Origin of the sequence: Variovorax sp. LG9.2, from assembly GCF_035018885.1 — a bacterium.
Lineage (GTDB): Bacteria > Pseudomonadota > Gammaproteobacteria > Burkholderiales > Burkholderiaceae_C > Variovorax.
Window position 1 is genome coordinate 39,152 of record NZ_JASJXB010000020.1, and the last position, 22,070, is coordinate 61,221.

General features: G+C 63.4%; 25 protein-coding genes, 1 tRNA gene and 1 pseudogene. 12 read left to right on the plus strand and 15 right to left on the minus strand.

Going from position 1 to position 22,070, the window contains the following annotated elements:
• Window positions 1–17: 17 nt before the first annotated feature.
• Window positions 18–1,400, minus strand: coding sequence for a phosphomannomutase/phosphoglucomutase (locus QN413_RS18815; RefSeq protein ID WP_323498099.1), 1,383 nt, complete (start codon window positions 1,398–1,400; stop codon window positions 18–20).
• 82 nt (window positions 1,401–1,482) lie between these two features.
• Here QN413_RS18815 and QN413_RS18820 point away from each other — a divergent pair, with 82 nt between their 5' ends.
• Genes QN413_RS18820 through QN413_RS18830 form a run of 3 tightly spaced genes read left to right on the plus strand, consistent with a single transcriptional unit; the run spans window position 1,483 to window position 4,544 of the window.
• Entirely contained in the window at window positions 1,483–3,093 is a 1,611-nt protein-coding gene (locus QN413_RS18820) for a DNA-3-methyladenine glycosylase 2 family protein (RefSeq protein ID WP_323498100.1), read from the plus strand.
• 6 nt (window positions 3,094–3,099) lie between these two features.
• On the plus strand, window positions 3,100–3,597 hold the full coding sequence (locus QN413_RS18825; RefSeq protein WP_323498101.1) for a methylated-DNA--[protein]-cysteine S-methyltransferase: 498 nt from the start codon (window positions 3,100–3,102) through the stop codon (window positions 3,595–3,597).
• On the plus strand, window positions 3,594–4,544 hold the full coding sequence (locus tag QN413_RS18830) for a DMT family transporter (RefSeq protein ID WP_416352209.1): 951 nt from the start codon (window positions 3,594–3,596) through the stop codon (window positions 4,542–4,544). The genes QN413_RS18825 and QN413_RS18830 overlap by 4 nt, the downstream gene beginning before the upstream one ends.
• Here the strand turns inward: QN413_RS18830 and QN413_RS18835 are convergent.
• Window positions 4,541–5,197, minus strand: coding sequence for a DUF1345 domain-containing protein (locus tag QN413_RS18835; RefSeq protein WP_323498102.1), 657 nt, complete (start codon window positions 5,195–5,197; stop codon window positions 4,541–4,543). The two genes, QN413_RS18830 and QN413_RS18835, sit on opposite strands and share 4 nt — an antisense overlap.
• A 104-nt stretch (window positions 5,198–5,301) precedes the next feature.
• Between QN413_RS18835 and QN413_RS18840 the strand changes: the two genes are divergently transcribed.
• The 4 genes from QN413_RS18840 to QN413_RS18855 all read left to right on the plus strand — a co-directional run bounded on the left by QN413_RS18840 (window position 5,302) and on the right by QN413_RS18855 (window position 8,190).
• Window positions 5,302–5,991, plus strand: coding sequence for a c-type cytochrome (locus QN413_RS18840; RefSeq protein WP_261802266.1), 690 nt, complete (start codon window positions 5,302–5,304; stop codon window positions 5,989–5,991).
• A complete protein-coding gene (locus tag QN413_RS18845) occupies window positions 5,988–7,331 on the plus strand; it encodes a c-type cytochrome (protein WP_323498104.1) in 1,344 nt (447 codons plus the stop codon). The genes QN413_RS18840 and QN413_RS18845 overlap by 4 nt, the downstream gene beginning before the upstream one ends.
• Window positions 7,332–7,503: 172 nt before the next feature.
• Window positions 7,504–8,019 (plus strand): type VI secretion system lipoprotein TssJ, encoded by a 516-nt coding sequence (gene tssJ, locus QN413_RS18850; protein WP_323498105.1) that lies wholly within the window; start codon window positions 7,504–7,506, stop codon window positions 8,017–8,019.
• A 36-nt stretch (window positions 8,020–8,055) separates the two neighbouring features.
• A complete protein-coding gene (locus tag QN413_RS18855) occupies window positions 8,056–8,190 on the plus strand; it encodes a hypothetical protein (protein WP_323498106.1) in 135 nt (44 codons plus the stop codon).
• 4 nt (window positions 8,191–8,194) lie between these two features.
• On the opposite strand, the gene QN413_RS18860 is transcribed toward QN413_RS18855, so the two are convergent.
• The 8 genes and pseudogenes from QN413_RS18860 to QN413_RS18895 form a co-directional block, all read right to left on the minus strand.
• Window positions 8,195–8,617: a hypothetical protein gene (locus QN413_RS18860; protein WP_323498107.1), complete on the minus strand. Its 423-nt coding sequence runs from the start codon at window positions 8,615–8,617 to the stop codon at window positions 8,195–8,197.
• 49 nt (window positions 8,618–8,666) lie between these two features.
• Window positions 8,667–9,197: a DUF3304 domain-containing protein gene (locus QN413_RS18865; RefSeq protein ID WP_323498108.1), complete on the minus strand. Its 531-nt coding sequence runs from the start codon at window positions 9,195–9,197 to the stop codon at window positions 8,667–8,669.
• Window positions 9,194–9,349, minus strand: a complete 156-nt coding sequence (locus QN413_RS18870; protein ID WP_323498110.1) for a hypothetical protein — start codon at window positions 9,347–9,349, stop codon at window positions 9,194–9,196. Before QN413_RS18870 ends, QN413_RS18865 begins: the two co-directional genes overlap by 4 nt.
• 55 nt (window positions 9,350–9,404) lie before the next feature.
• Window positions 9,405–9,941, minus strand: a complete 537-nt coding sequence (locus QN413_RS18875; protein WP_323498112.1) for a DUF3304 domain-containing protein — start codon at window positions 9,939–9,941, stop codon at window positions 9,405–9,407.
• Window positions 9,934–10,863 carry a hypothetical protein gene (locus QN413_RS18880; RefSeq protein WP_323498113.1) on the minus strand — a complete coding sequence of 310 codons (930 nt, stop codon included), beginning with the start codon at window positions 10,861–10,863 and terminating at the stop codon, window positions 9,934–9,936. Before QN413_RS18880 ends, QN413_RS18875 begins: the two co-directional genes overlap by 8 nt.
• Window positions 10,863–11,348, minus strand: a complete 486-nt coding sequence (locus QN413_RS18885) for a DUF2345 domain-containing protein (RefSeq protein ID WP_416352210.1) — start codon at window positions 11,346–11,348, stop codon at window positions 10,863–10,865. Before QN413_RS18885 ends, QN413_RS18880 begins: the two co-directional genes overlap by 1 nt.
• Window positions 11,272–11,544 (minus strand): annotated as a pseudogene (locus QN413_RS18890) (type VI secretion system ATPase TssH); the annotation flags it as partial. The gene QN413_RS18885 and the pseudogene QN413_RS18890, both read right to left, overlap by 77 nt.
• A 294-nt stretch (window positions 11,545–11,838) precedes the next feature.
• Window positions 11,839–12,546: an SDR family NAD(P)-dependent oxidoreductase gene (locus QN413_RS18895; protein WP_323498114.1), complete on the minus strand. Its 708-nt coding sequence runs from the start codon at window positions 12,544–12,546 to the stop codon at window positions 11,839–11,841.
• A 100-nt stretch (window positions 12,547–12,646) separates the two neighbouring features.
• On the opposite strand from QN413_RS18895, the gene QN413_RS18900 reads away from it, so the two are divergent.
• Window positions 12,647–12,722 (plus strand) — tRNA-Lys (locus QN413_RS18900).
• A 359-nt stretch (window positions 12,723–13,081) separates the two neighbouring features.
• Window positions 13,082–13,771: an H-NS family nucleoid-associated regulatory protein gene (locus tag QN413_RS18905; RefSeq protein WP_323498115.1), complete on the plus strand. Its 690-nt coding sequence runs from the start codon at window positions 13,082–13,084 to the stop codon at window positions 13,769–13,771.
• A 256-nt stretch (window positions 13,772–14,027) separates the two neighbouring features.
• Here the strand turns inward: QN413_RS18905 and QN413_RS18910 are convergent, their stop codons facing one another.
• Genes QN413_RS18910 through QN413_RS18930 form a run of 5 tightly spaced genes read right to left on the minus strand, consistent with a single transcriptional unit; the run spans window position 14,028 to window position 18,596 of the window.
• The gene (locus QN413_RS18910; protein WP_187051151.1) at window positions 14,028–14,744 is read right to left on the minus strand and encodes an ABC transporter ATP-binding protein; all 717 of its coding nucleotides are present in this window, start codon (window positions 14,742–14,744) and stop codon (window positions 14,028–14,030) included.
• Window positions 14,737–15,558 carry an ABC transporter ATP-binding protein gene (locus QN413_RS18915; protein ID WP_323498116.1) on the minus strand — a complete coding sequence of 274 codons (822 nt, stop codon included), beginning with the start codon at window positions 15,556–15,558 and terminating at the stop codon, window positions 14,737–14,739. Before QN413_RS18915 ends, QN413_RS18910 begins: the two co-directional genes overlap by 8 nt.
• Entirely contained in the window at window positions 15,555–16,520 is a 966-nt protein-coding gene (locus QN413_RS18920) for a branched-chain amino acid ABC transporter permease (RefSeq protein ID WP_323498117.1), read from the minus strand. Before QN413_RS18920 ends, QN413_RS18915 begins: the two co-directional genes overlap by 4 nt.
• Window positions 16,520–17,392 (minus strand): branched-chain amino acid ABC transporter permease, encoded by an 873-nt coding sequence (locus QN413_RS18925; protein WP_323498118.1) that lies wholly within the window; start codon window positions 17,390–17,392, stop codon window positions 16,520–16,522. The genes QN413_RS18920 and QN413_RS18925 overlap by 1 nt, the downstream gene beginning before the upstream one ends.
• A gap of 25 nt (window positions 17,393–17,417) precedes the next feature.
• Window positions 17,418–18,596, minus strand: coding sequence for an ABC transporter substrate-binding protein (locus QN413_RS18930; protein WP_323498119.1), 1,179 nt, complete (start codon window positions 18,594–18,596; stop codon window positions 17,418–17,420).
• 237 nt (window positions 18,597–18,833) lie between these two features.
• On the opposite strand from QN413_RS18930, the gene QN413_RS18935 reads away from it, so the two are divergent.
• The 3 genes from QN413_RS18935 to QN413_RS18945 are packed head-to-tail and all read left to right on the plus strand — an operon-like array spanning window position 18,834 to window position 22,055.
• Window positions 18,834–19,952 carry a 5-methyltetrahydropteroyltriglutamate--homocysteine S-methyltransferase gene (locus QN413_RS18935; RefSeq protein ID WP_323498120.1) on the plus strand — a complete coding sequence of 373 codons (1,119 nt, stop codon included), beginning with the start codon at window positions 18,834–18,836 and terminating at the stop codon, window positions 19,950–19,952.
• A gap of 4 nt (window positions 19,953–19,956) precedes the next feature.
• On the plus strand, window positions 19,957–20,679 hold the full coding sequence (locus QN413_RS18940; RefSeq protein WP_323498144.1) for a glutathione S-transferase family protein: 723 nt from the start codon (window positions 19,957–19,959) through the stop codon (window positions 20,677–20,679).
• On the plus strand, window positions 20,679–22,055 hold the full coding sequence (locus tag QN413_RS18945) for a phospholipase D-like domain-containing protein (protein ID WP_323498121.1): 1,377 nt from the start codon (window positions 20,679–20,681) through the stop codon (window positions 22,053–22,055). The genes QN413_RS18940 and QN413_RS18945 overlap by 1 nt, the downstream gene beginning before the upstream one ends.
• Window positions 22,056–22,070: the final 15 nt, after the last annotated feature.

Sequence of the window (22,070 nt, forward strand, 5' to 3'; positions counted from 1 at the left end):
GCGCAGGGTCTGCGCGCTCAGTGCGATGCCTCGGCCAGCGTGGCGTCGGGCTTGACCGTCTGCAGCAGCGCCATCATCTGATCCTGGATGCGATGCAGCGCGGCGTCGGTATGGCCTTCGAAGCGCATGACCAGCACCGGCGTGGTGTTCGACGCGCGGATGAGGCCAAAGCCATCGGGCCAGTCCACGCGCAAACCGTCGATCGTCGACACGCTCGCCGGCGCATCGAAGGTCGCCGTCTTGACGAGCTGCGCAACCAAGAGATGCGGCTCGCCTTCGGCGCACTGAACGTTGAGCTCGGGCGTGGAAAAGCTGGTCGGAAGCGCCATCAACACCGCGTTGGCGTCAGGACTCTTGCTCAAGATTTCGAGCAGACGACAGCCGGCGTAGGTGCCGTCGTCGAAACCAAACCAGCGCTCCTTGAAGAAGATGTGGCCGCTCATCTCGCCACCCAGCGGTGAATCGATTTCCTTCATCTTCGCCTTGATCAGCGAATGGCCGGTCTTGTAGATCATCGGCACGCCGCCGGCCGCTTCGATGGCCGGGGCCAGCTGTTGCGAACACTTGACGTCGTAGATGATGGTGCCACCCGGCACGCGCGAAAGCACGTCTTGGGCGAACAGCATCATCTGGCGGTCGGGAAAAATGTTGGTGCCGTCTTTGGTGACGATGCCCAGGCGGTCCCCGTCGCCGTCGAACGCGAGGCCCAGCTCGGCATCGCCCGCCTTGAGTGCGGCCATCAGGTCGTTCAGGTTTTCTAGCTTGCTCGGGTCCGGGTGGTGATTGGGAAAGTTGCCGTCGACCTCGCTGAACAGCTCGGTCACCTCGCAGCCGAGCGCGCGGAAAATGGCGGGGGCCGAAGCACCCGCGATGCCGTTGCCCGAATCGACCACGATCTTCATCGGCCGCGCCAGTTTGATGTCGCCGACGATGCGCTGCGTGTAGGCCTCGGTCACGTCGACCGTGCGAACGGTGCCACCCGGCGCGAGCGTGGCGCTATCGGCCTCGATGGTCTTGCGCAGGCCCTGGATCTCGTCGCCGTAGATCGCGCGGCCGGCCATCACCATCTTGAAGCCGTTGTAGTCCTTCGGGTTGTGGCTGCCCGTGACCTGAATGCCGCTGCGGCACAGCGTGTGCGCCGCGAAGTAAAGCATCGGGGTGGTGACGGCACCGACGTCGATGACTTCGATGCCCGTCGCCACCAGACCGCGGATGAGTGCAGCGGCAAGCGTAGGCCCCGACAAACGACCGTCGCGGCCGACCGCCACCGTCGTTTCGCCGGCAGCGCGTGCCGCACTGCCGAAGGCCTTGCCGAGTGCCTCGGCCACATGGGTGTCGAGGGTGACAGGAACCACGCCACGAATATCGTAGGCCTTGAAGATCGAAGCGTTGATTTGCATGAACAGATTGTAGGCACAAGGCCTTGCGGCCAGATGTCCGGAAATGGCTGATTGTGCGGCGCCATCGTCCTAAGATTGCGCCATGTCGAACCTCACCGCCCCACCGTCACCAGCCAACGTCGCGCCGCTGGAGAACGACGCCTGCTACCTCGCCATGAAGACGCACGACGCACGCTTCGATGGCTCGTTTTTTACCGCAGTGACCTCCACCGGAATCTATTGCCGGCCAGTCTGCCGGGTGCGCACCCCGCGGCGCGAAAACTGCCGCTTCTTTCGCCATGCCGCGCAAGCCGAGGCCGAAGGGTTTCGCCCCTGTCTGCGCTGCCGGCCAGAACTGGCGCCGCGCGCCGCCAGCTGGTCGACCGAAGATGCGTCGCGCATCCTCGCGTTGCAGGCAGCGCGCCTCATCGACGAGCCGGATGCGTGGTCGCACGGTGACGATGACAGCGGCCCCGGCGCAGCACAGATCGCTGCGAAGCTGGGTGTAAGCGACCGCCACTTGCGGCGCATCTTCGAGACGCAGTTCGGCGTGTCGCCGTTGCAGTATCTGCAGACGCGGCGCTTGCTGGCTGCCAAGCAACTCATCGCCGATACGCGCCTGCCGATGACACAGGTGGCGCTGGCCAGCGGCTTCGCCAGCGTACGCCGCTTCAACGATGCTTTCGTCGCGCACTACGGCCTGAACCCGAGCGCCTTGCGGCGTGCCGGCGGCAACGCCGAGGCCCGCGAAGGCCAGCCGATCGAAGTGCGGCTCGGCTACCGGCCGCCGTACGACACCGCGGCGATGATCGGTTTCTTCGAGCGCCATGCGTTGCGCGGTGTCGAGGCGGTGGCGGGCAGCGGCCATGGCATGCGCTTTGCAAGGACAGTGCGCGTGCAGCAAGGCATGCGCATTCACGTCGGCTGGCTGCAGCTCCGCTTCGACACCGAGCGCGAGCAGTTGATGCTGTCGGTCGGCGATTCGCTCGCGCCGGTGCTGCCGATCGTCATCTCCCGGGTGCGTGCGATGTTCGATCTCGATGCCGATCCGATCGCCATTAACGCAGCGCTGCATGAGAGGTTTCCGGATGGCGACGGCTTGCGTGTGCCGGGCACGGCCGACGGCTTCGAGTTGGCGGTGCGCGCGGTGCTCGGGCAGCAGATCACAGTGGCCGCGGCACGAACGATCGGCTCGCGGCTGGTCGAGGCTTTCGGCGAACCGATCGCCACACCGATCGACGGGCTCGACCGGCTCTTTCCGACACCGGCTGCGATCGCCGCAGCGAGCGGCGATGCGCTGGGCCAGCTCGGCATCGTGCGGCAACGCCAGGGCGCCTTGCAGGCCCTGGCGCGCGAAGTCATCGAAGGCCGGCTGGCACTGCACGCGGGCGCCGATGTGCCGTCGACGCTCGTCGCCTTGCAGGCTTTGCCCGGCATTGGCGACTGGACGGCGCAGTACATCGCGATGCGCGCATTGCGGTGGCCCGACGCGTTTCCGGCTGGCGACGTCGCGCTGCAAAAGGCGCTCGGCGTGACGACCGCGCGCGCTGCAGCGGAGGCATCCCAAGCCTGGCGGCCATGGCGCGGCTACGCCGTGCTGCGCGCCTGGCACACGCTGCCTGCAAGCGCAGCGCCGGGCATCAGGACATCGGCTACATCCGCTACAGCCAAGGCAATACAAGAACCAAGGACGAGGACAGGCACCATCGCCTGAGACACCATGAAATTCAAGAACGCAACGATCTACACGACGCACATCGACAGCCGCCTCGGCGGCGTCACGCTGGCCGCCACCGACGAGGGTTTGGCGGGGGCATGGTTCGATCATCAAAAGCACTCGCCCGACACCGCGGGCTGGCAGTCGAACGACGCGCATCCGGTGCTGCGCGAAGCAGCCGCGCAACTGCGCGACTACTTCGATGGCAAGCGGCAGCGCTTCGACCTGCCGCTCGACCTGTCGCACGGCACGGCGTTCCAGCAGAGCGTATGGCAGGCGCTGCTCGCGATTCCTTCGGGCGCGACGACCAGCTACGGCGCGCTGAGTGCCGGTCTCGGCAAGCCGGCCGCCGTGCGCGCAGTGGGCGCAGCCGTGGGGCGCAATCCGATCAGCGTGATCGTGCCGTGCCATCGCGTGGTCGGCAAAGACGGTTCGCTCACGGGCTATGCCGGCGGGCTCGAACGCAAGACAGCGCTGCTCGAACTCGAAGGCGCCTTGTGAGTGGTGCGGTAAAGGGCGCCGTGGGCGTCGCGGGCGCAGCGGTCGAACCAAACCCGCGCCGCTGGCTGATCGATCTGGTGTTGCTCGGTGCGCTCTGGGGAGCGTCGTTTCTGTTCATGCGCATCGCCGCGCCGGAGTTCGGGGCCTTGCCTGCGGCCGCCGTGCGCGTGGGTATCGCAGCACTGTTTCTGCTGCCGCTGTTGCTGGTGAGAGGCCACGGACCGACGCTGGCGCGCCACTGGAAAGCGACGATGCTGATCGGTGTTTTCAACTCGGGCATTCCGTTCGCGCTCTTCTGCTTTGCGCTGCTCACCATCAACACCGGGCTTGCTGCCGTGCTTAACGCGACGGTGCCGATGTTCGGCGCGCTGGTGGCGTGGGCATGGTTCAAGGACCGGCCCGATGGCTCACGCATCGTGGGCCTCATGATCGGCTTCGCGGGCGTCGCAATGTTGGCGAGTCGCAGCGCCGGGCTGCATTCCAGCGCCGACGGCCACGATGCCATGTGGGCCGTGCTGGCTTGCCTGGGTGCGTGCATGAGCTACGGCATTTCGGCAAGCGCCTCGCGTCGTTTTCTCGGAGGCATTCCGCCTTTGGCGACTGCCACCGGCAGCCAGATCGGCGCCACGATCGTGCTCGCGTTGCCGGCGCTGTGGCTCTGGCCCGCGCAGATGCCCAGCAGCCGCGCGTGGCTTGCGCTGATCGCGTTGGGCGTCGCCTGCACGGGGCTCGCGTACATCCTGTTTTTTCGTCTGATCGAACACGCCGGCCCGGCCCGCGCGCTCACGGTGACCTTTCTGGTGCCGGTGTTCGCAGTGCTCTACGGCACCGTTTTCCTCGACGAGCGCATCACGCAATGGATGCTTATTTGCGCTGCCGTGATCGTTTGCGGCGTGGCACTGTCCACCGGCATCGTCAAGCTGCGGCGGCCGGCGGCGGCGCTTTAAATCGCGCTGGCCACGACGTTGATGGAGAGCGCGAGCACCAGCATGTTGAAGGCGAACGAAAGGAGGCTGTGCACCGTCGTGATGTGTCGCATCTCGCGTGACGTGACCTGCACGTCCGACACCTGCGAGGTCATGCCTACGACATAAGAGAAGTACATGAAGTCGAAGTAGTTCGGGTCGAGCTTGCCCGGAAAGTCAAGGCCGGCACCGGCGATCTTGTTGTTCTTTTCTTCCTGGTAGTAGCGGTGCGCATAGTGGAAGGCATAGATGGTGTGGATCATCAGCCAGGAAAGCGCCAGCGACACCACGCCCAGCACGACATGCGCGGCCCGCTCGACATCGCTCAGGCCCTTGACCTGCTTGAGCAACATCACGATGACCCCGACGCTGACCAGCGCCGCTGCAAGCATGGCGGTCAGGATCAACGCGGTCGGCTGGTCGAGCGACTGAGCACGGGCACGCGTGTGCTCGGCGTCGCACGTTTCGGCCAGCCAAAAAGCCAGCATCAGGTAAACCAAAACGCCGCTGCACCAGCCCACGAGCCCTCGCGGGAGGCCATCGAGAGGCCACGCCAGGGTTCCGACGACCAAGCCGACGACGCCTCCATACAGCAGACGTTGCGGGCCCTGTGTCGATGAGAGATGTTTACGCATAGCAGGAATGTATCGGCTGCCACCGCTGCCGGCGCCACAATCGTTCGATGACATTCGTAGTCCGTATCCGCAAGGTCGGGTGGGTCCTGCCCACCTTGAGCGCCATGATTGCCTCTATCGCCTCAGTTACCTTCTCGGACATGGCCCTTGCCGCACCGCCCGGTCGCGTTCCTGACACCATCGAGCAACGTGCCGCCGCCTGCATCGCCTGCCATGGTCGCGAAGGCGCCACCGGCAACACGGCCTTTTTTCCGCGCCTTTCGGGCAAGCCGGCCGGCTACCTCTTCAACCAGCTCCGCAGCTTTCGCGACGGTCGCCGCTTCAACTCCGACATGGCCTACATGGTTCAACATCTGTCCGATCCGTATCTGCTCGAGATTGCCGAATACTTCGCCGGCCTCGATCTGCCCTATCCGCCCGTCGCGACGACGAGTGACGTTACGCCCGAGATGCTGCGGCGCGGCAAGGCGCTGGTCGTCGACGGCGATCGGAGTCGTGGCATCCCTGCATGCGCGGCATGCCATGGCACCGCCCTCACCGGCGTGCTGCCAGCCATCCCCGGACTGGTCGGGCTACCGCGCTTGTACCTGTCGTCGCAACTCGGTTCGTGGCTGACCGGCGAGCGCCATGCGCTCGCGCCGGACTGCATGGCGCAGGTGGGCAGCAAGCTGACGAGTAGCGACATCAACGCAGTGGCTGGCTGGCTTGCATTGCAGCCGGTGCCGGTCGATGCCCGGCCCGCAGCGTCGTTGCCCGGCCCGGCACCGATGGCTTGCAGCGGGATGACGCCATGAGCAACGACAACGAAAAAGACGATCCGCCCCGTTCGATGCTGCGTCGCATCGTGTTCGCCCTGCTGGTGACTACGGCGCTGGCATCGCTGATCGGCGCGGCGCTGATCGGAATGAGGCTGTTAGGCCCCGAGCGCGTTGCGGACGACGCAACTCCAGTCTTCGTCGCCACGGCAGGCCAGGTCGAGCGAGGCCGCTATCTCGCACTCGCCGGCAACTGTGCTGGCTGCCACACCACGCGCGGCGGCGCGGCATACGCGGGCGGCCTGGCCATCGACACTCCCTTTGGCACCATCTATTCGAGCAACCTCACATCCGACAACGCTCATGGTCTGGGCAACTGGAGCGCGGCGCATTTCTGGGGCGCCATGCACAACGGCCGCTCCCGCAATGGCAGGCTGTTGTATCCCGCATTTCCGTATCCGAATTTCACCAAGGTAACGCGCGAAGACTCCGACGCCATCTATGCCTACCTGCGAAGCGTGCCCGCGGTGTCGGTGCGCAACGTGCCGCATGCATTGCGCTTTCCGTACAACACCCAGGCTGCGCTCGTCGTGTGGCGTGCCTTGTCTTTCACGCCCGGCACCTTCGTCGCAGACACACGACAGCCCGCCGAATGGAACCGCGGCGCATACCTGGTCGATGGGCTGGGCCACTGCATCGCCTGCCATGGCACGCGCAACGTGCTCGGCGCCACCGAGGAAAAGCGTGGCCTGTCGGGCGGGCTGATACCGGTCGAGAACTGGTATGCGCCGTCGCTAGCCGACCCGCAAGAAGCGGGGCTGGCTGACTGGCCGACCGCCGACATCGTCGCGCTGCTGCAAACTGGAACGTCGCCGCATGGATCGGTGCTGGGACCGATGGCGGAAGTGGTTTACCAGAGCACGCAGCATCTGAGCGAAGCCGACCTGACAGCGATGGCAACTTATCTGAAGGCATTGCCTGCGGTCGCTGCCGCTGACGATCGAGAAATGGCCGATAGTGCCAAACCGTCAGCAACGAAAGTCAGTCGGCGCGACGTCGGCGTGATGGAGCGTGGCAACAGAATCTTCGATCAACGTTGCGCCTACTGCCACGGCGACGTCGGCCAGGGTGCGCAAGACGCCTACCCGCCGTTGGCAGGCAATCGCGCCGTCAATATGCGCTCGCCGATGAACCTTATCCAGATGGTGCGGCACGGCGGCTTCTTGCCTTCCACGGCCGGCAATCCGCGGCCTTACGGCATGCCTGCGTTCGGTCATGTGCTGGACGACAGCGACATTTCGGCGGTGCTGACTTACGTGCGCGGATCATGGGGCAACGATGCGGAACCGGTGTCGGCGCGGGAGATGATGAAGCGGTGAGGGAGTGAGGGCCTGAGCCATGCAGCACTACTTCTCGCTAGAGAGGCGAAAGTGATGGCGGCTGCAGAGGTCTCCATTGCGGCCGGTGTTGTAATTCACGCTCGATAGCGACAGAAAAACACAGCACCTGGGAGGGTCCATGTCGAACACCTTTGCAACAAGGCGCAAAGCCTTGCGCGTTTTGCCTATGACCGTGATGGTCGTTTTGCCCTTAGCGCTCAGCGCGTGTGGCCTGTTGAGCGGCAACAGCCAGCCGGCGCAAAAGGAGCAGGCCAAGCTCGATATCTCGATCGAGGCCGACCGCGACCTCAACACTGACACCAAAGGCCGCGGCGCGCCGATGCTGCTGCGGATCTATGAACTCAAGTCCGACATCGCCTTTCAGGAGGCCGACTTCTTCGCGCTGCAGAACTCCGACAAAGCCGTGCTCGGCACTGATTTGCTGGCCGTCGACCAGTTCATCATGCGTCCGGGTGAGACTCGAAAAATTCAGCGCAAGTCGAATCCCGAGACGACGGCCATCGCCATCTTCGCCGGCTATCGCGAACTGCCGACATCGGTCTGGCGTGTGGTCCACAAGATGGAAGTGGCGCCCGAGTCGAGCTGGTATCGCGCGGTGATTCCTGCCAACAAGGCGAAGCTGAAGATTGCACTGCAATCCAATGCGATTTTGATGACCGACGAATAATCCGGAACGCAACCCGTCCAGTACGCGAATGAATCAATGAAGGGACTGGATCAGAACCCGATCGAGGGCGCGAAGCAGCAGATCGACAGTGTCACGCAGAGCGTGCCGAAGATGCCGGAGACGCCCTCCTTGGACAGCCTCAAGAGTCCCGCAACCGGACTGAAGAAGTAGCGACCTACAGGCTGCGCAAGTTCAGCTTCTTGGGCGACGGCAAGATTCGTTTGCGCGGCATCGAAGCCTCTGGCAAGTCGGCCGGCAGCGCGTCGATCTCCTCATCGAAGGGCGTGCCGACGCCGGGGATGTAGAAGCGGTAATACCCGTCGTTGGGGGCGTTTTTGAACGCATCGTGCAACACCACCACGTTGCTATGGCTGCATTTGGACGGATCGTTGGTCTTCGTGAGTACCTCGGTCTTGTAGCGCTCCATGTTGTTGTTGGTACCGTCGAAGAAGATGCCCACATGGATCACGGTCGAGCATGGAAGCTTCTTGCCTTTGTAGTCGTCGGTATGCGGCGCAGCCTTGATGCGCTTCATCTGGTCCAGGCAACTGAAGGCGCGGTCTGCGCTTTGCGCGGCGGGAAGGGGTTCGACGGCCATGGGGGATGTCTTTGTTTGTCGGTTGATTCGGCTGAAGTGGCAGGTGAAGCTATTCGGCGCCGGCGGGGTTCTTCGGGTACGCCATGCCGGAGGGATGTCTTTCGTGACCCAGCCCCAAGTTGCTCACCCACACCTTGATTTCGTCGTTGGGCAGGAAGAACACCTGCACATCTCCGCCCTCGCCGTAACGCTCGACCGGGACGGTTTTGCTCAGAGTGCGTTCGATCCAGCAACAGGTCATTTGCTCTTTCGTGGACAAATGTGCAATCTGTGCATATGGCACTTTCCAGTCGCCCATCGTCCAGTCCACCTTCACAGTCAGCCCCGGTGTCCACTGCCCGGGCAGCGTGACGCAGCAAGAGGTCCCGCCACCGCCACCGTAAGGCGGCAGGTTGGAACCGCGAATGTCGTTCACGTAGTACGCCTGCACCCCTTCGGCGGTGAAGTTGTAGCCCGTGATACCCACGGACATCTCCTTGGCCACGCGTGGTGCCGGCGGCTCGCAACCGGCCAGTGCCAAGCTCAAAGCCAATGCGCAGCACACGGTCAGCCAGCGGGCAATGGTGTTGATCGAATTCATGGTGCCTTGGGCAGGTGAATGACTGTGGCGCAAGGGAGCTTCTTGCCCTTGTAGTCGTCGGTATGCGGCGCAGCCTTGATGCGCTTCATCTGGTCCAGGCAACTGAATGCGCGGTCTGCGCTCTGCGCGGCGGGAAGGGGTTCGACGGCCATGGGGGATGTCTTTGTTTGTGTGTGGTCGGTGGATCGGGTGGGTTCGCAGAGGCGGCTACTCGGCCTTGGCGGGATTCTTTGGGTAGCCCATATGCGACGGATGGTTCGGGTTCTGTGGCCCTGCGTCGTATACCCACACCTTGATTTCGTCGTTGGGCAGGAAGAACACCTGCACGTTTCCGCTCTCTTCGCCGTAGCGCTCGACGGGGACGGTTTTGCTCAGGGTGCGCTCGATGGAACAACATTTGATTTGCTCTGCGATCGTCAAATGCTTGCGAGTTTCATAAAGCGTGGTCCAGTGGCCCATCGTCCAGTCCACCTTCACAGTCAGCCCCGGTGTCCACTGCCCGGGCAGCGAGACGCAGCATGAAACTCCGCCACCACCGCCGTACGGGGGGAGATTGGAGGCGTAATTGCCGTTCACGTAAAACTCCTGCACCCCCTCGTTGGTGAAGTTGTAGCCCGTGATGCCCACGGCCATGGCCGGCGCCACGCGTGGTGCGGGCGGGTTGCAGCCCGTCAGCGCCAGGCCCATGAACAAGGCACAGGCCAGCGCCAGCCAGCGGACTAAATTGGATGGGACTTCATGCATGCCAGAAACGCTCAACTGCGGCCCATTGGGAGGCACTCCATTGCTCAACCTCGTCGGGCAAACGCGCAGCGCCACTGCGCACCCGCAACCAGGTTTCACCCAACTCAGGTGTCGCTTCAAACTCCCCAGCCACGCGCAGCGCTAGCGACGTGAAGGCCAACTGGTCTTGTTGTCGCGTGATGCCGAGCGCCGCCGTCCGTTGCAACACGCGCTGCAGCCACACGTGCAGTTGTGCGCCGGTGCGGCTGTCACTCCAGAAAGATTCAATGGGACGCAGGGCAGCGTGCAAGATGTCAGCCGCCGCGTCGTCGAGCATGGCCGCGTACTGCGCGTCGTCGAGTACAAGATCCGACTCCGGCCCTGAAAGCGATGACTCTGACTCGATCACCATGCTCTGCGCGCGTCCTTCGCGGTCAGGCCAGACCCATTCGCGCACGGTGGCTTGCAGTTGCGCCCGCTGGGCCCAGTGCATGTGGCGCAAAAAGCTGCTGAGCACGCGGGTGTCTCCGACTCGCATATAAAGCGGCAAATCGTCAGCGGTGGTGGCGCCGGCCAGCCAGGCCAAGACGCCACCCAACGCACCGGTGCGTCCGGCCGCGATACGTACAAAGCTCACTCCCGGTCGGTCGGCCATGACGGTGCGCATCGATTCCAGCCCATCGTGGGCGTCCATAGCAACCCAGGGCCAGATCAAAAGGCCAAACTCTTCGTATGCACTAAGCGCTGTGTCGTCGAAAGCGCGCAGCGGGGTGCCGTACGCGTCCTGCAGTAGTCGCGCGCCCTCCAAGCCCAAAAGAGCGCCGTCGACGATCGTCCATACGCTGTCATCGCCGCGAAACCGTTGTCCGAGTTGCCCGTGCCAAACCTTGACTTGTTGCAATGTTTCACCCAGCAGCGGGTCTTGAAGGTATCGTCGTTGCATCAACGTACCCCGAATGGCGCACCTGCGGCCAACGCTTTGAGCAGACACTCTTTGCAGACGGACGTGTATTTAGGCTCGGGGAATTTGATGTCCGGCACTGGAAGACTGTCGGGACCGATCATGCTGTGCAGGCTGGCATGCTCGATCCAGGCGCCTTTGGTCCCGTGCACGATGCCCGTGCTGTTCCACCGGCTGTAACTTGTGCCCCCGTTGATCTCCACCTCTTGCTTGGCTGTAATCGTGATCTTGTTAGCGGTGTGGGTAATGTCGAGCTTGGCCAGAAGATTGATGCTGTTCTTCAGAGCACGAATATCGATGTCGGCATTTGCCGCGACCAATCGCATGCCGGCGTTGTACGCAAATAGCCGGATCGCTTCCTTGGCGCTGGCCAGAAGGCTGCCTGCCGTGGATATGGTTGGAGAAGTCGCTGAGAGACGTCGCCCCGGCAGGCAAAGCGGCAAGGGCCGACGCAAGGTCTTTTTCAATGGCCTGCGAGTCGACCTGATAGTGGCGGCAGATGCGATGCAAGTCGCTGTCGTTCAACTGCCAAAGCTGGTGCAGCCAGTGCGTCAGCTCGACATAAGGATTGCCGCGCAGCTTGGCGAATGCAGTGGCCGACTCAATGGCCCGAAACAGTGTGATGTCGAGTTTGCCGAAAAGCGCTCGTCGAGAGATCGCCATTCAGAAGCTCCCGCCAAGGCACGCACTGCGGGTGCGCCGCAGCGCGCGGCAGCACACCCTGCGCTCGCCCCGCTCCCTCAAGAAAACAATTTCGAACATGACCTGCATCCCTGCGTCTTTTTGTAGATCGGGATTCTGGTGCGTGGCGCACCGCGCCGAGAAACTCAATGATCGTCAAAGGTTAACTGGATCACAAACCCAAGCCGTACGTGAACTTGTGCCGGACCCTGTTTTGAACCAGTCATCCGAAAGCATTACTCCGCGAGATCCTGCGACGGTGAGTGATGTTTCGCTCTATGCATCCAACGTCAAATGCTGCCCATGAATAGCAGCGGCAGCGGACGAAGCAAGAAAGCCAATTGTCTTTGCCGCGACCGCAGTCGACACCCATTTATCGGGATTTGCATCCGGCATCGCCTGCCGGTTGGCCGGTGTGTCGAGCACGCTGGGTGCCACGCTATTCACATTAATGCCGTGCAACGAGAGCTCGGCAGCCATCGACTCGACCAACCGCTGCAGCGCGCTTTTGGAGGCGATGTATGCCGACATTCCCGCGAGGCCGCGCCCGGCTGTCTTCGCCGTCACTGCGATCACGCTGCCCGCTTTGCGCTCGATCATCGAAGGGACGAAAGCCTGGGCCACCGCGACGAACGACCACGCGTTGAGATCCATCATGCGATCCCACGCCGCACGCGTCAGTGCATGTGTCTCTTCGCCCATCGCGAAGCCGCCTGCGATGTGCACGACGGTGTCGACGTGCGTGAACGCCGCCAGCACTTGCTTCGCCGCGCCGGCGACTGCAGACGCCGACGTAACGTCTGCCGCGATCAGCAGATGCCGCGAGTTGTCCAGGCCAGGATACGTGCTGCTCAGGTGTTCGGCGCTATGGTCCAGCAGCGCGACACGCGCGCCCGCATCCAGAAAGTACTGCGCGACCGTGCCGCCCAAGGCACCCGCGGCGCCGGTCAATACGACGTTTTGTGGCGTGTTTGCTTCGATCATGGTGTTTCCCTCAAGCCGGCGACAAAAACGCATCCTAGCGCGGCCTGTTTTTGCTGGGCTATAATCGAAGGATTGCCTGATGACAGCGATGTCGATTCAGGGGCTCTTAGCTCAGTTGGTAGAGCAGCGGACTCTTAATCCGTAGGTCGAGTGTTCGAGTCACTCAGGGCCCACCACCAAACATCCCGTGGTATTGAAAAGCCTGCTATTTAATCAATAGCAGGCTTTTTTCATTTCGCGATCGGATCGAACTTCCCCGCCACTTCGTCGACCGACGTGTTCTGCGCGCCTGCGATGAGCCAGCGGCCGTCACGCTTCACCAGAAACATGTCGCGGCGCATCCGTCAGTTTTCAGCCGCGATGGCAGTGTTCGCCCCGGCGTGTCCGTCGAGTCATCCACTGTACCGACAAGCGGCATGAAAGGATTGGACAGCGGCTATGTGGGATTGAACCCAATCGGTGCGCATAGTTAATCGAGCGCCACGAGACACTCATATATGCCAACCGCCTGCAGTCGCTGAAGCACTGCGATCCCATGACAACGCGGCTTTTGCTGCGTTTGAAGATCGGATCACTGCCACTTTGCATGCGGCTGGAATGCCGATTGGGTATCGGCACAGAGTCCTTCATTTCGACCGCACACTCGCGAGGAGTAAAGTCGAGTCCTTCACAGTCCCTGGAATTACTTATGGCGCAGACATACGAGCAAGTGCAAAAGCAGATCGAGTTGTTGCAGCAGCGAGCACAGAAACTACTCCAACGCGAGGCTATTGGAGTCATCGAGCGCATCAAGGAAGCGATAGCGCACTATGGAATCACGGCTGCGCAACTTGGCTTCGAATCCAGCACTGCGCCGAGCGTGACGGTGGCTTCCAAGGCCAAGTCTTCGGCATCGCAATCTCCCAAGTTCGCCGATGGCAATGGCAACGTCTGGAGTGGTCGCGGACCGCGTCCGCGTTGGCTTCGCGAAGCACTGACGGCTGGAAAAGCACTCGAAGACTTCGCCGGAACGGCGACAACGACGGCCGCAAACGCCCTGCTTCCAAAGACAATAAAGAAAGCAAAGCAAACCAAGCGGAAAAACGCAGCGGCGAAGGCGAAATCGACGTCCAGGCCGCGCTACAAAGACGACGCAGGACGGGAGTGGAGTGGCATGGGCCCGCGTCCCAAGTGGCTGAAAGAAGCCATCGAGTCCGGAAAGACTCTGGAACAACTTTCCAGCTGAACAGTCTCTGACGGATTGCTGACCGAACCGGCAGGCTATGCGAACCCCTCGTGATGCGCGCAAGCCGATTGAACAATCGATTTGCGAGCGGGTCATGGTTTTTGCTTGCGTGCAGGCGTTGGGCAAACGTTAGGGCTGGTCGTCAAGCAGGGCTTCGGCCGGCCGGACCAGTTCGGCCCTAAGACGCCGACACCCTTAAACGCGTTGCTGGAATACCTGCGCAGCGCGCTGTTGTATGCGAGGGTCTATGCGAGGTTCAACGCGCGACGCCGAGCAACCGCTCCAGCACCTCGGGCTGCACCCGCAAGGCTGCTGCAGTGTCGGCATGCACCACGGTCCCTTGGTCGAGCACCACGGCTTCGTCGGAGATCGCGAGGATCGCCTGCGGATGCTGCTCGACGATGATCGCCGACAGCCCCTCGTCTTGCGTAATGCGGCGGATGGCGCGCAGCAACTCTTCCACGATGATCGGCGCCAACCCTTCCAACGGCTCGTCGAGCAGCAGCAGCTTGGGGTTGACCACCAGCGCACGGCCGACCGCCAGCATCTGCTGCTCGCCGCCCGACAACTGCGTGCCCAGGTTGCCCTTGCGCTCTGCCAGCCGCGGGAACATCTCGTAGACACGCTGCGCGTTCCACTTGCCGGTGCGCTCCACGGCTGTGAGGTTCTCATGCACCGTGAGCGACTTGAAGATGTTGCGCTCCTGCGGCACCCAGCCTATGCCCGCAGCAGCGCGCTGGTGCGGCGCGAGCTTGTGCAGCGCAACCGCAGACGCGCCGGCGCCCAGCGTGATGCTTCCGCCATGCTGCCGCGTCGCGCCGGCCAGCGTGTTGATCAGCGTGGTCTTTCCCGTGCCGTTGCGGCCCAGCAGTGCCAGCGTCTGCCCTTCGCCGAGGGTCAGCGAAATACCGGTAAGCACCACGGCCTCGCCGTAACCAGCGCTCAGGTTCTCGATGCGGAGCAACTCAGACATGCGCCGCTCCTGCCAAGTTGTCGGAGCCGCCCGTCCCAACAGCTCCATGGCCGAGGTACACCTCTTTGACCTTCGGATCGTTGGCGATGGTGTCGGGGTCGCCCTCGGTCAACAGCGTGCCGTTGACCAGCACCGTCATGCGATCGGCGAAGCTGAAGACTAGGTCCATGTCGTGCTCGATCAGCAGCACCGACACATCGGCCGGCAAGGCGGCGACAGTCTGCAGCAACTCCTCACGCTCCCCCGCCGGCACGCCGGCCACCGGCTCGTCGAGCAACAGCACGCGCGGCTCGCACGCCAGCGCAATGGCGATTTCGAGGAGACGTCGCTTGCCATACGCCAGGTGCTTCACTTGTTGCGACGCAACTTCTGCAAGACGAAATTGGTCGAGCAATTGCGCAGCACGTTCGACCACCGCCTTCGATGCGCCCAGCGGTTTCCACCACTGCGCCGCACCGCCTTGCTGCTGCGACACGACCAGCGCCAGCGTTTCCAGCGGCGTCATCGAATCGAAGAGTTGGTTGATCTGAAACGTGCGCACCATGCCGCGTGCGACGCGCAGATGCGGCGGCAGTCGGGTGATGTCCTGGCCCAGCAATTCGATGCGCCCTTCGGTCGGCGTCAGCACGCCGGTCAGGATGTTGATGAGCGTCGTCTTGCCTGCGCCGTTGGGGCCGATGAGCGCGTGACGCGCACCGCGCTTGAGCGTGAGCGAGACATTGTTGGTCGCGGTGATGCCGCCGAAACGCATCACCAGGCCGGTGGCGGCGAGAACGGTTTCGGTGACAGCGGTGTCGGTCACTTCGGCATTCATGCGCGTTTGAACAAGGTCGATGGCTTGAACAAGCGCTCGCGCCCGACCAGCACCAAGATGACCAGGATCAAGCCGATCCAGAACATCCAGTACTGCGGCGTCACCGCAGACAGCCAGTTCTGCAACAGCTTGAAAACGATGGCGCCAGCCACGCCGCCGTAAAGCCAGCCCACGCCGCCGATCACCAGCATCAGAAGCACGTCGGCCGAGCGGTCGAAGGCCAGCACGTCGAGCGAGGCGAAGCCGGTGGTTTGCGCGAGCAGCGCGCCCGCCGCGCCCGCCACGCCTGCGGCGACCGTGTAGATCGTGACCAGCCGCGCCGCCACCGGAATACCGATGGCCATGGCACGCAGCCGGTTGTCACGAATCGCCTTCAGCGTCGCGCCGAAGGGCGAGTGCACGAGCCGGCGCATCAGCAGAAAAAGCACCAGCATCACGACGAGCGAATAGGTGGCCGCGGTGCGACCGAAGAGGTCGAACTCGAAAAACCCGAGCACCGGCGCCATCACCACGCCTTGCAAGCCATCGGCGCCGCCGGTCAGCCAATCGAGCTTGTTGGCCAGCTCCAGCAAAAGCAATGCAGTGCCGAGCGTGACCATCAGCCGCGTGAGGTCGCTGCCACGCAGGATGGTGACGCTGGCGATCGTGCCCAGCGCCGCCGACAGCACGATCGCGACGAACAGACCGACGGTCGGGTCCGGCATCACGAGCTTGGCGAACAACGCCGCCGCATAGGCACCGAAACCGAAGAACGCCGCATGACCCAGCGACACGATGCCGGCATAGCCGAGGATCAGGTCGAGCGACATCGCGAACAGCGCCACGATGGCGATCTCGTTGACCAGCAGCGCATGCGACGGCACCAGCCACGGCAGCGCGAACGCGACGATCCACACCACGAATTCCCATGGCCGCCAACGTGCCTTATTCAGCAGAGCGAGGCGCGCGACATCGCCGTTCATCAACGGCCTCCCTTGCGCGTGAAGAGGCCCTGCGGCCGCCACATCAAGATCAAAATCATCAGCAGGTAGACGGTAAAGGCGCCCATCTTGGGAATGAAGTATTTGCCGGCCACATCGGCAATGCCAAGCAGCAGTGCAGCAGCAAGCGGCCCGGTGATCGAAGACGTGCCACCGACCGACACCACGATCAAAAAGTAGATCATGTACTTGAGCGGAAACGTCGGATCGAGCCCAAGGATTTCCGCACCCAGAGCACCGCCCAGGCCGGCCAGCCCCGAGCCGACCGCGAAGGTCAGCAGGAAGACGATGTTGACGTTGATGCCGAGCCCCGCCGCCACGCGCGGATCGTCCACCGCGGCACGCAACCGACTGCCGAAGCGCGTCTTCGAAAGGATGAGCTGCAGCACGACCGTCAGTACTGCGCACACGCTGATGATGAAGAGTCGGTAGTGGCCCATGCCGAGCATCAGTGCGCCATCGCCGATCTCGGTGCGACCGCGCAGCCACTCGGGCAACTGGATGTTTTGCTGGGACGATCCGACGAAGTAGTCGACCGCCGCTACCGCCATGAAAGCCAGGCCGATCGAAAACAGCACCTGGTCCAGATGCGACTTGCCGTACATCGGCCGGTACAGGGTGCGTTCCAGCAACGCACCCGCGGCACCGACGACGACGAAGGCCAGCGGCAGGCACCACAAGAACGGAATGCCGAGCTTCTGCATCGCGAACACGGTGAGGTAGCCGCCCGCCATCGCGAAAGCGCCGTGCGCCAGGTTGATGAAGTTCATCAACCCCAGCGTGACGGCGAGCCCGACAGCGAGCACGAACAGCAGCATGCCGTAGGCGACGCCGTCAAAAAGAATAGTCAGCAAAGCTCGCCCCCCGGCCCGCTGGACATCACTTTTTGGCTTTGCCCGGGTCTTTCACAGCCTTGATCACATCGAACTCGACGTTGTAAAGCTGCCCGTCCTTCTTCTCGACCTTGCGCAAATACACGTCCTGCACGATGTCGCGCGTTTGCGCGTCGATCAGCACTTCGCCGCGCGGGCTCTCGAAGACCTGGCCCTTCATCGCCGCCAGCAAGGCATCGCTGCCGCCCTGGCCCTTGGTGGTCTTGAGCGCCTCGTAAATCACGCGCATGCCGTCGTAACCACCGACCGCCATGAAGTTGGGCCGCATGCTCGGGTTGGCCTTCTTGAAAGCCTCGACGAACTTCTTGTTGGCGGCCGACGGGTGCGCCGCCGAGTAGTGGTGCGAGGTGACCACGCCGAGTGCGCCATCGCCCATGTCGTTCAGCTGGTCGTCGTCGGTCACGTCGCCGGTCGCGATCAGGCGGATGCCGGCCTTGTCCATGCCGCGTTCAAGGAACTGTTTCATGACCGCAGCGCCGGCGCCCGACGGCACGAAGACGAACAGCGCATCGGGCTTGTCGTCGCGCACCTTCTGCAGGAATGGCGCGAAGTCGGGGTTGCGCAGCGGCACGCGCAGCTTCTCGATGACCTTGCCGCCGTTCAGCTGGAAGCGCTCGGTGAAATACTTTTCTGCGTCGTTGCCCGGGCCATAGTCGGCCACCAGCGTGACAACGGACTTGATGCCATTCTTGGGGGCCCAGTCACCCATCGGCAACGACACCTGTGGCAACGTGAAACTGGTGCGCACGATGTACGGCGACGCCTCGGTGATGCTCGACGTAGCCGCCGCCATGACCACCTGCGGCGTCTTGGACTGCGTGGAGATCGGCGCGACGGCCAGCGCCAGCGGTGTCAGGCCGAAGCCTGCGAGCACGTTGACCTTGTCGTTGACGACCAGCTCCTGCGCGAGGCGCTTGGTCACATCGGGCAGGCCGGTGTCGTCCTTGACGATCAGTTCGATCTTCTTGCCGGCGACGGTGTCGCCGTTCTGCGCCATGTAGAGCTTGGCGGCCGCTTCGATCTGGCGGCCGGTCGAGGCCGACTGGCCCGTCATCGGCAGGATCAGGCCGATCTTGAACTTGTTGTCCTGCGCATGAGCGGCCAGCGGAAGGGCCAGGGCCAGCGCGGTCAGGCCGGCGGTCTTGGCAAAGAAGCGACGATGCATGAGTGTGTCCTCGGACGGGGATAACAAAAACGTGAACCTCTGATTGTCGGCACTCGACGGGCGCAGACCCTCATGGTAAATACTGCAGTGTTCGTTGTGCGAACAAATGTTCGATTAAATTCACCGCGACGCCGGAATCTAGCATTCCCGGCAGCCTTGCCTGCGCCATTCGATACGGGCTCCGATACGATCCTTCCTTCCTTTGTAGATCCTTCTCGCAGATTCGATGGAGACACCATGACCGAACACGCCCATTTGCCCGCCCACTACGACCACGTCGGCAGCTTTCTTCGCCCCAAGTACCTGCTCGATGCACGCGAGCAAAAAGCCAAAGGCACCATCACGCCGCAGCAACTGCGCGAAGTCGAAGACAAGGCGATCACCGAGATCGTCAAGTTCCAGGAAGACGTCGGCCTGAAGAGCATCACCGACGGCGAGTTCCGCCGCACGTACTTCCACATCGATTTTCTGGAGCAACTCGGCGGCGTCAAGACCGATATTCCGGTGACCATTCGCCGGCCCGACGGCACCGAAGAGCTCGCGCCGCCTGTGATGCGCGTGATCGACAAAGTCACCCACAAGCAGAACATCCAGCTCGCCGACTTCGAGTACCTGAAGTCGCAGGTCGCGGCCGGCCGCACTCCCAAGGTCACCATCCCCTCGCCCACCATGCTGCACTTTCGCGGTGGCCGCGCCGGCATCAGCAAAGAGGCGTATCCGGAACTCGACCCCGCGTTCTACGACGACGTGGCCAAGGCCTACGGCGACGAGCTGCGCTCCCTGTCCGCTGCCGGCTGCAACTACGTGCAGATGGACGACACCAACCTCGCCTACCTGTGCGACGAGCACATGCGCGAAGCCGCCCGCCGCCGCGGCGACGATCCCAATGAACTGCCGCATCGCTACGCTACCTTCATCAACAAGGTGGTCGCACAGAAGCCGCCCGGCATGCTGCTCGCCATGCACCTGTGCCGCGGCAACTTCAAGAGCACCCACGCGGCCGCCGGCAACTACGAGCCGGTAGCCGAGGCACTCCTCAAAGAGATGGACCTCGACGCCTACTTCATGGAGTACGACGACGCGCGCTCCGGCGACTTCAAGCCCCTGCGCTACCTGCCCAAGGGCAAGACCGTGGTGCTCGGGCTGGTGACCACCAAGTTCGGCCAGATGGAAGACAAGGACGAACTCAAGCGCCGGATCGACGAAGCCGCCAAGTACGCGCCGATGGAGCAACTCGCACTGTCGCCGCAATGCGGTTTTTCGAGCACCGTGCACGGCAACAACATTGCGGTCGAAGCGCAGCGCGCCAAGCTGCGCCTGGTGATTGAAACAGCGCAGGAAGTCTGGGGAAGCTGACGTGCTGACGCTCTTCTCGGGTCCGCTCAGCATGTTCGGCGCCAAGGTGCAGATCGCGGCGCTCGAGAAGGGCATCGCGTTCGAACTGGTCATGGTCCCGTTCGATCGTGACGACCGCTACCTGCCTCTGCATCCTGAGGTCGCGCGCATCAATCCGAAGAATCAGGTGCCGGTGCTGATCGACACGTCGGTCAGCGATGGCCCGCTCGAACTGTTCGACTCGACCCAGTTGTTCGAATACCTCGAAGACCTGAAGCCGGAGCCCGCGCTGTGGCAGTCGGGCATCGCGGCGCGTGCCCACACGCGCCAGCTCGAACTGAAGTCCGACGAGGTGTTCTTCCCGCATGTCATCAAGCTCTTCGGCTTGCAGGACGACATGCAGAGCGCCGCGGCACAGGCCGCTTGTGCGGGTTGCGCTGCGTTCTACGAGTACCTCGAAGCGCTGCTCGCCGGGAAGGACTATCTCGCGGGCGGCTACTCGTATGCCGACATCGCTTTCTACGTCGCGCAGACCTATGCGGAGCGCAAGGGTGCATTGATGACCACGGAGGCGCCACGCCTCATAGCGTGGCGTGAACGCGTTGGGCGGCGCCCTGCGGTTGTGGAGGTCATCGCGCCGATGATGCAATTCCTGGCGTCGCAAAACCGCGGCGTCCCGCTGCATTTGCAACACCTCCTGCACGAAACGGTGCCGCACCGTCCGCAACAGCCTCGCAGCGACGCCTGATGCTGCACGCGCTGGTCGCCTGGCTGCCGTCGCCCGCCCAGCATTTTTTGTTCGGTGCGCTGGCCGTACTGGCCTACGTGCTCACCACGCGGCTGCGGCGCGAGCAGCGCGCACCGTCCACGGCCATCGCCTGGGTCATGGGGCTCGCGCTGGTGCCGTACCTGGTGCTACCGATGTACCTGATGTTCGGCCGCCGCAAGCTGCGACCGGGCGGCTCGCCACGACCGCCCCGCATAGCACCACCGGGCCACTGGGCGGCCGAACTTATCGAAAGCTTCGGCCTCGCCGCGCCGAGCCGCTGCGAAATCCGCATGCACGCCGATGGACAGCACGCTCGCGACGCGCTGTTCGAGGTGATCGAAGGCGCACGCGAACGCCTCGACATCTGCACATTCATCATCGGCGATGACGCATTCGGCCGCGACGTGATCGAGCGGCTCGCGCGCCGCTCGCGACAGGGCCTGAAAGTGCGCGTGTTGCTCGACGGCTTCGGCGCGCTGAGCTTGCCGCGCCGCTACTTCGACACGTTGCGCGAGGCCGGCGGCGAAGTGGCGGTGTTCCGGCCGATCTTCAGCCTGCGCCGCGACGGGCCGCGCAACCTGCGCAACCACCGCAAGCTCACGATAGCCGACGACAGTTGGCTCTGGTCGGGCGGCCGCAACCTGGCCGGCGAATACTTCAACGGCAACGAGGCACACCCGGTCGCGTGGCGCGATCTCTCGTTCGATTTGCGCGGTGAAGTGGCCGCTGCGGCAGCACGCCAGTTCGATCACGACTGGGCCTCGGTGCGCGGCCGCAAGCCCCGTTCCATCGGTCCCGACGCCGCGCTGCCCCAGGGTGGCACGCTGGCCCAGTTTCTCCCCAGCGGCCCGGACCAGACCGAAGACACGGCGCAGTCGCTGCTGCTCGACGCCTGCTTTCGCGCCGAGCACCGCATCCTCGCGATCACGCCGTACTTCGTGCCCGGCGACGGTCTGCGCGACGCCTTGCGGCTGGCGGCGCGCCGCGGCGTGCAAGTGACGCTCGCGATACCCCAGCATTCGAATCACCGGCTGGCCGATTTCGTCCGCACCCGCGCCATGCGCGACCTTGCCCGTGCCGGCGTCACCTTCCGGATGCTCCCCTTCATGGCGCACGCCAAAGCCGTGGTGGTCGACGACACGCTGGCGATGTGCGGTTCCATCAACCTCGACCTGCGCAGCCTGCTGCTCAACCACGAGGCCGCCGTGGTGTTCTACGGCGAGCCCGAAATCGAATGGCTGGCCGAGTGGATCGAAACCACCGCGTCGGCCGGCGAGCGCTATCGGGCGCGCTCGCCGGGCATCGTGCGCGACATAGCCGAAGGCTTGCTGCTGACCATTGCGTTCCAGCTCTAGCGGGACTCGCCGAAC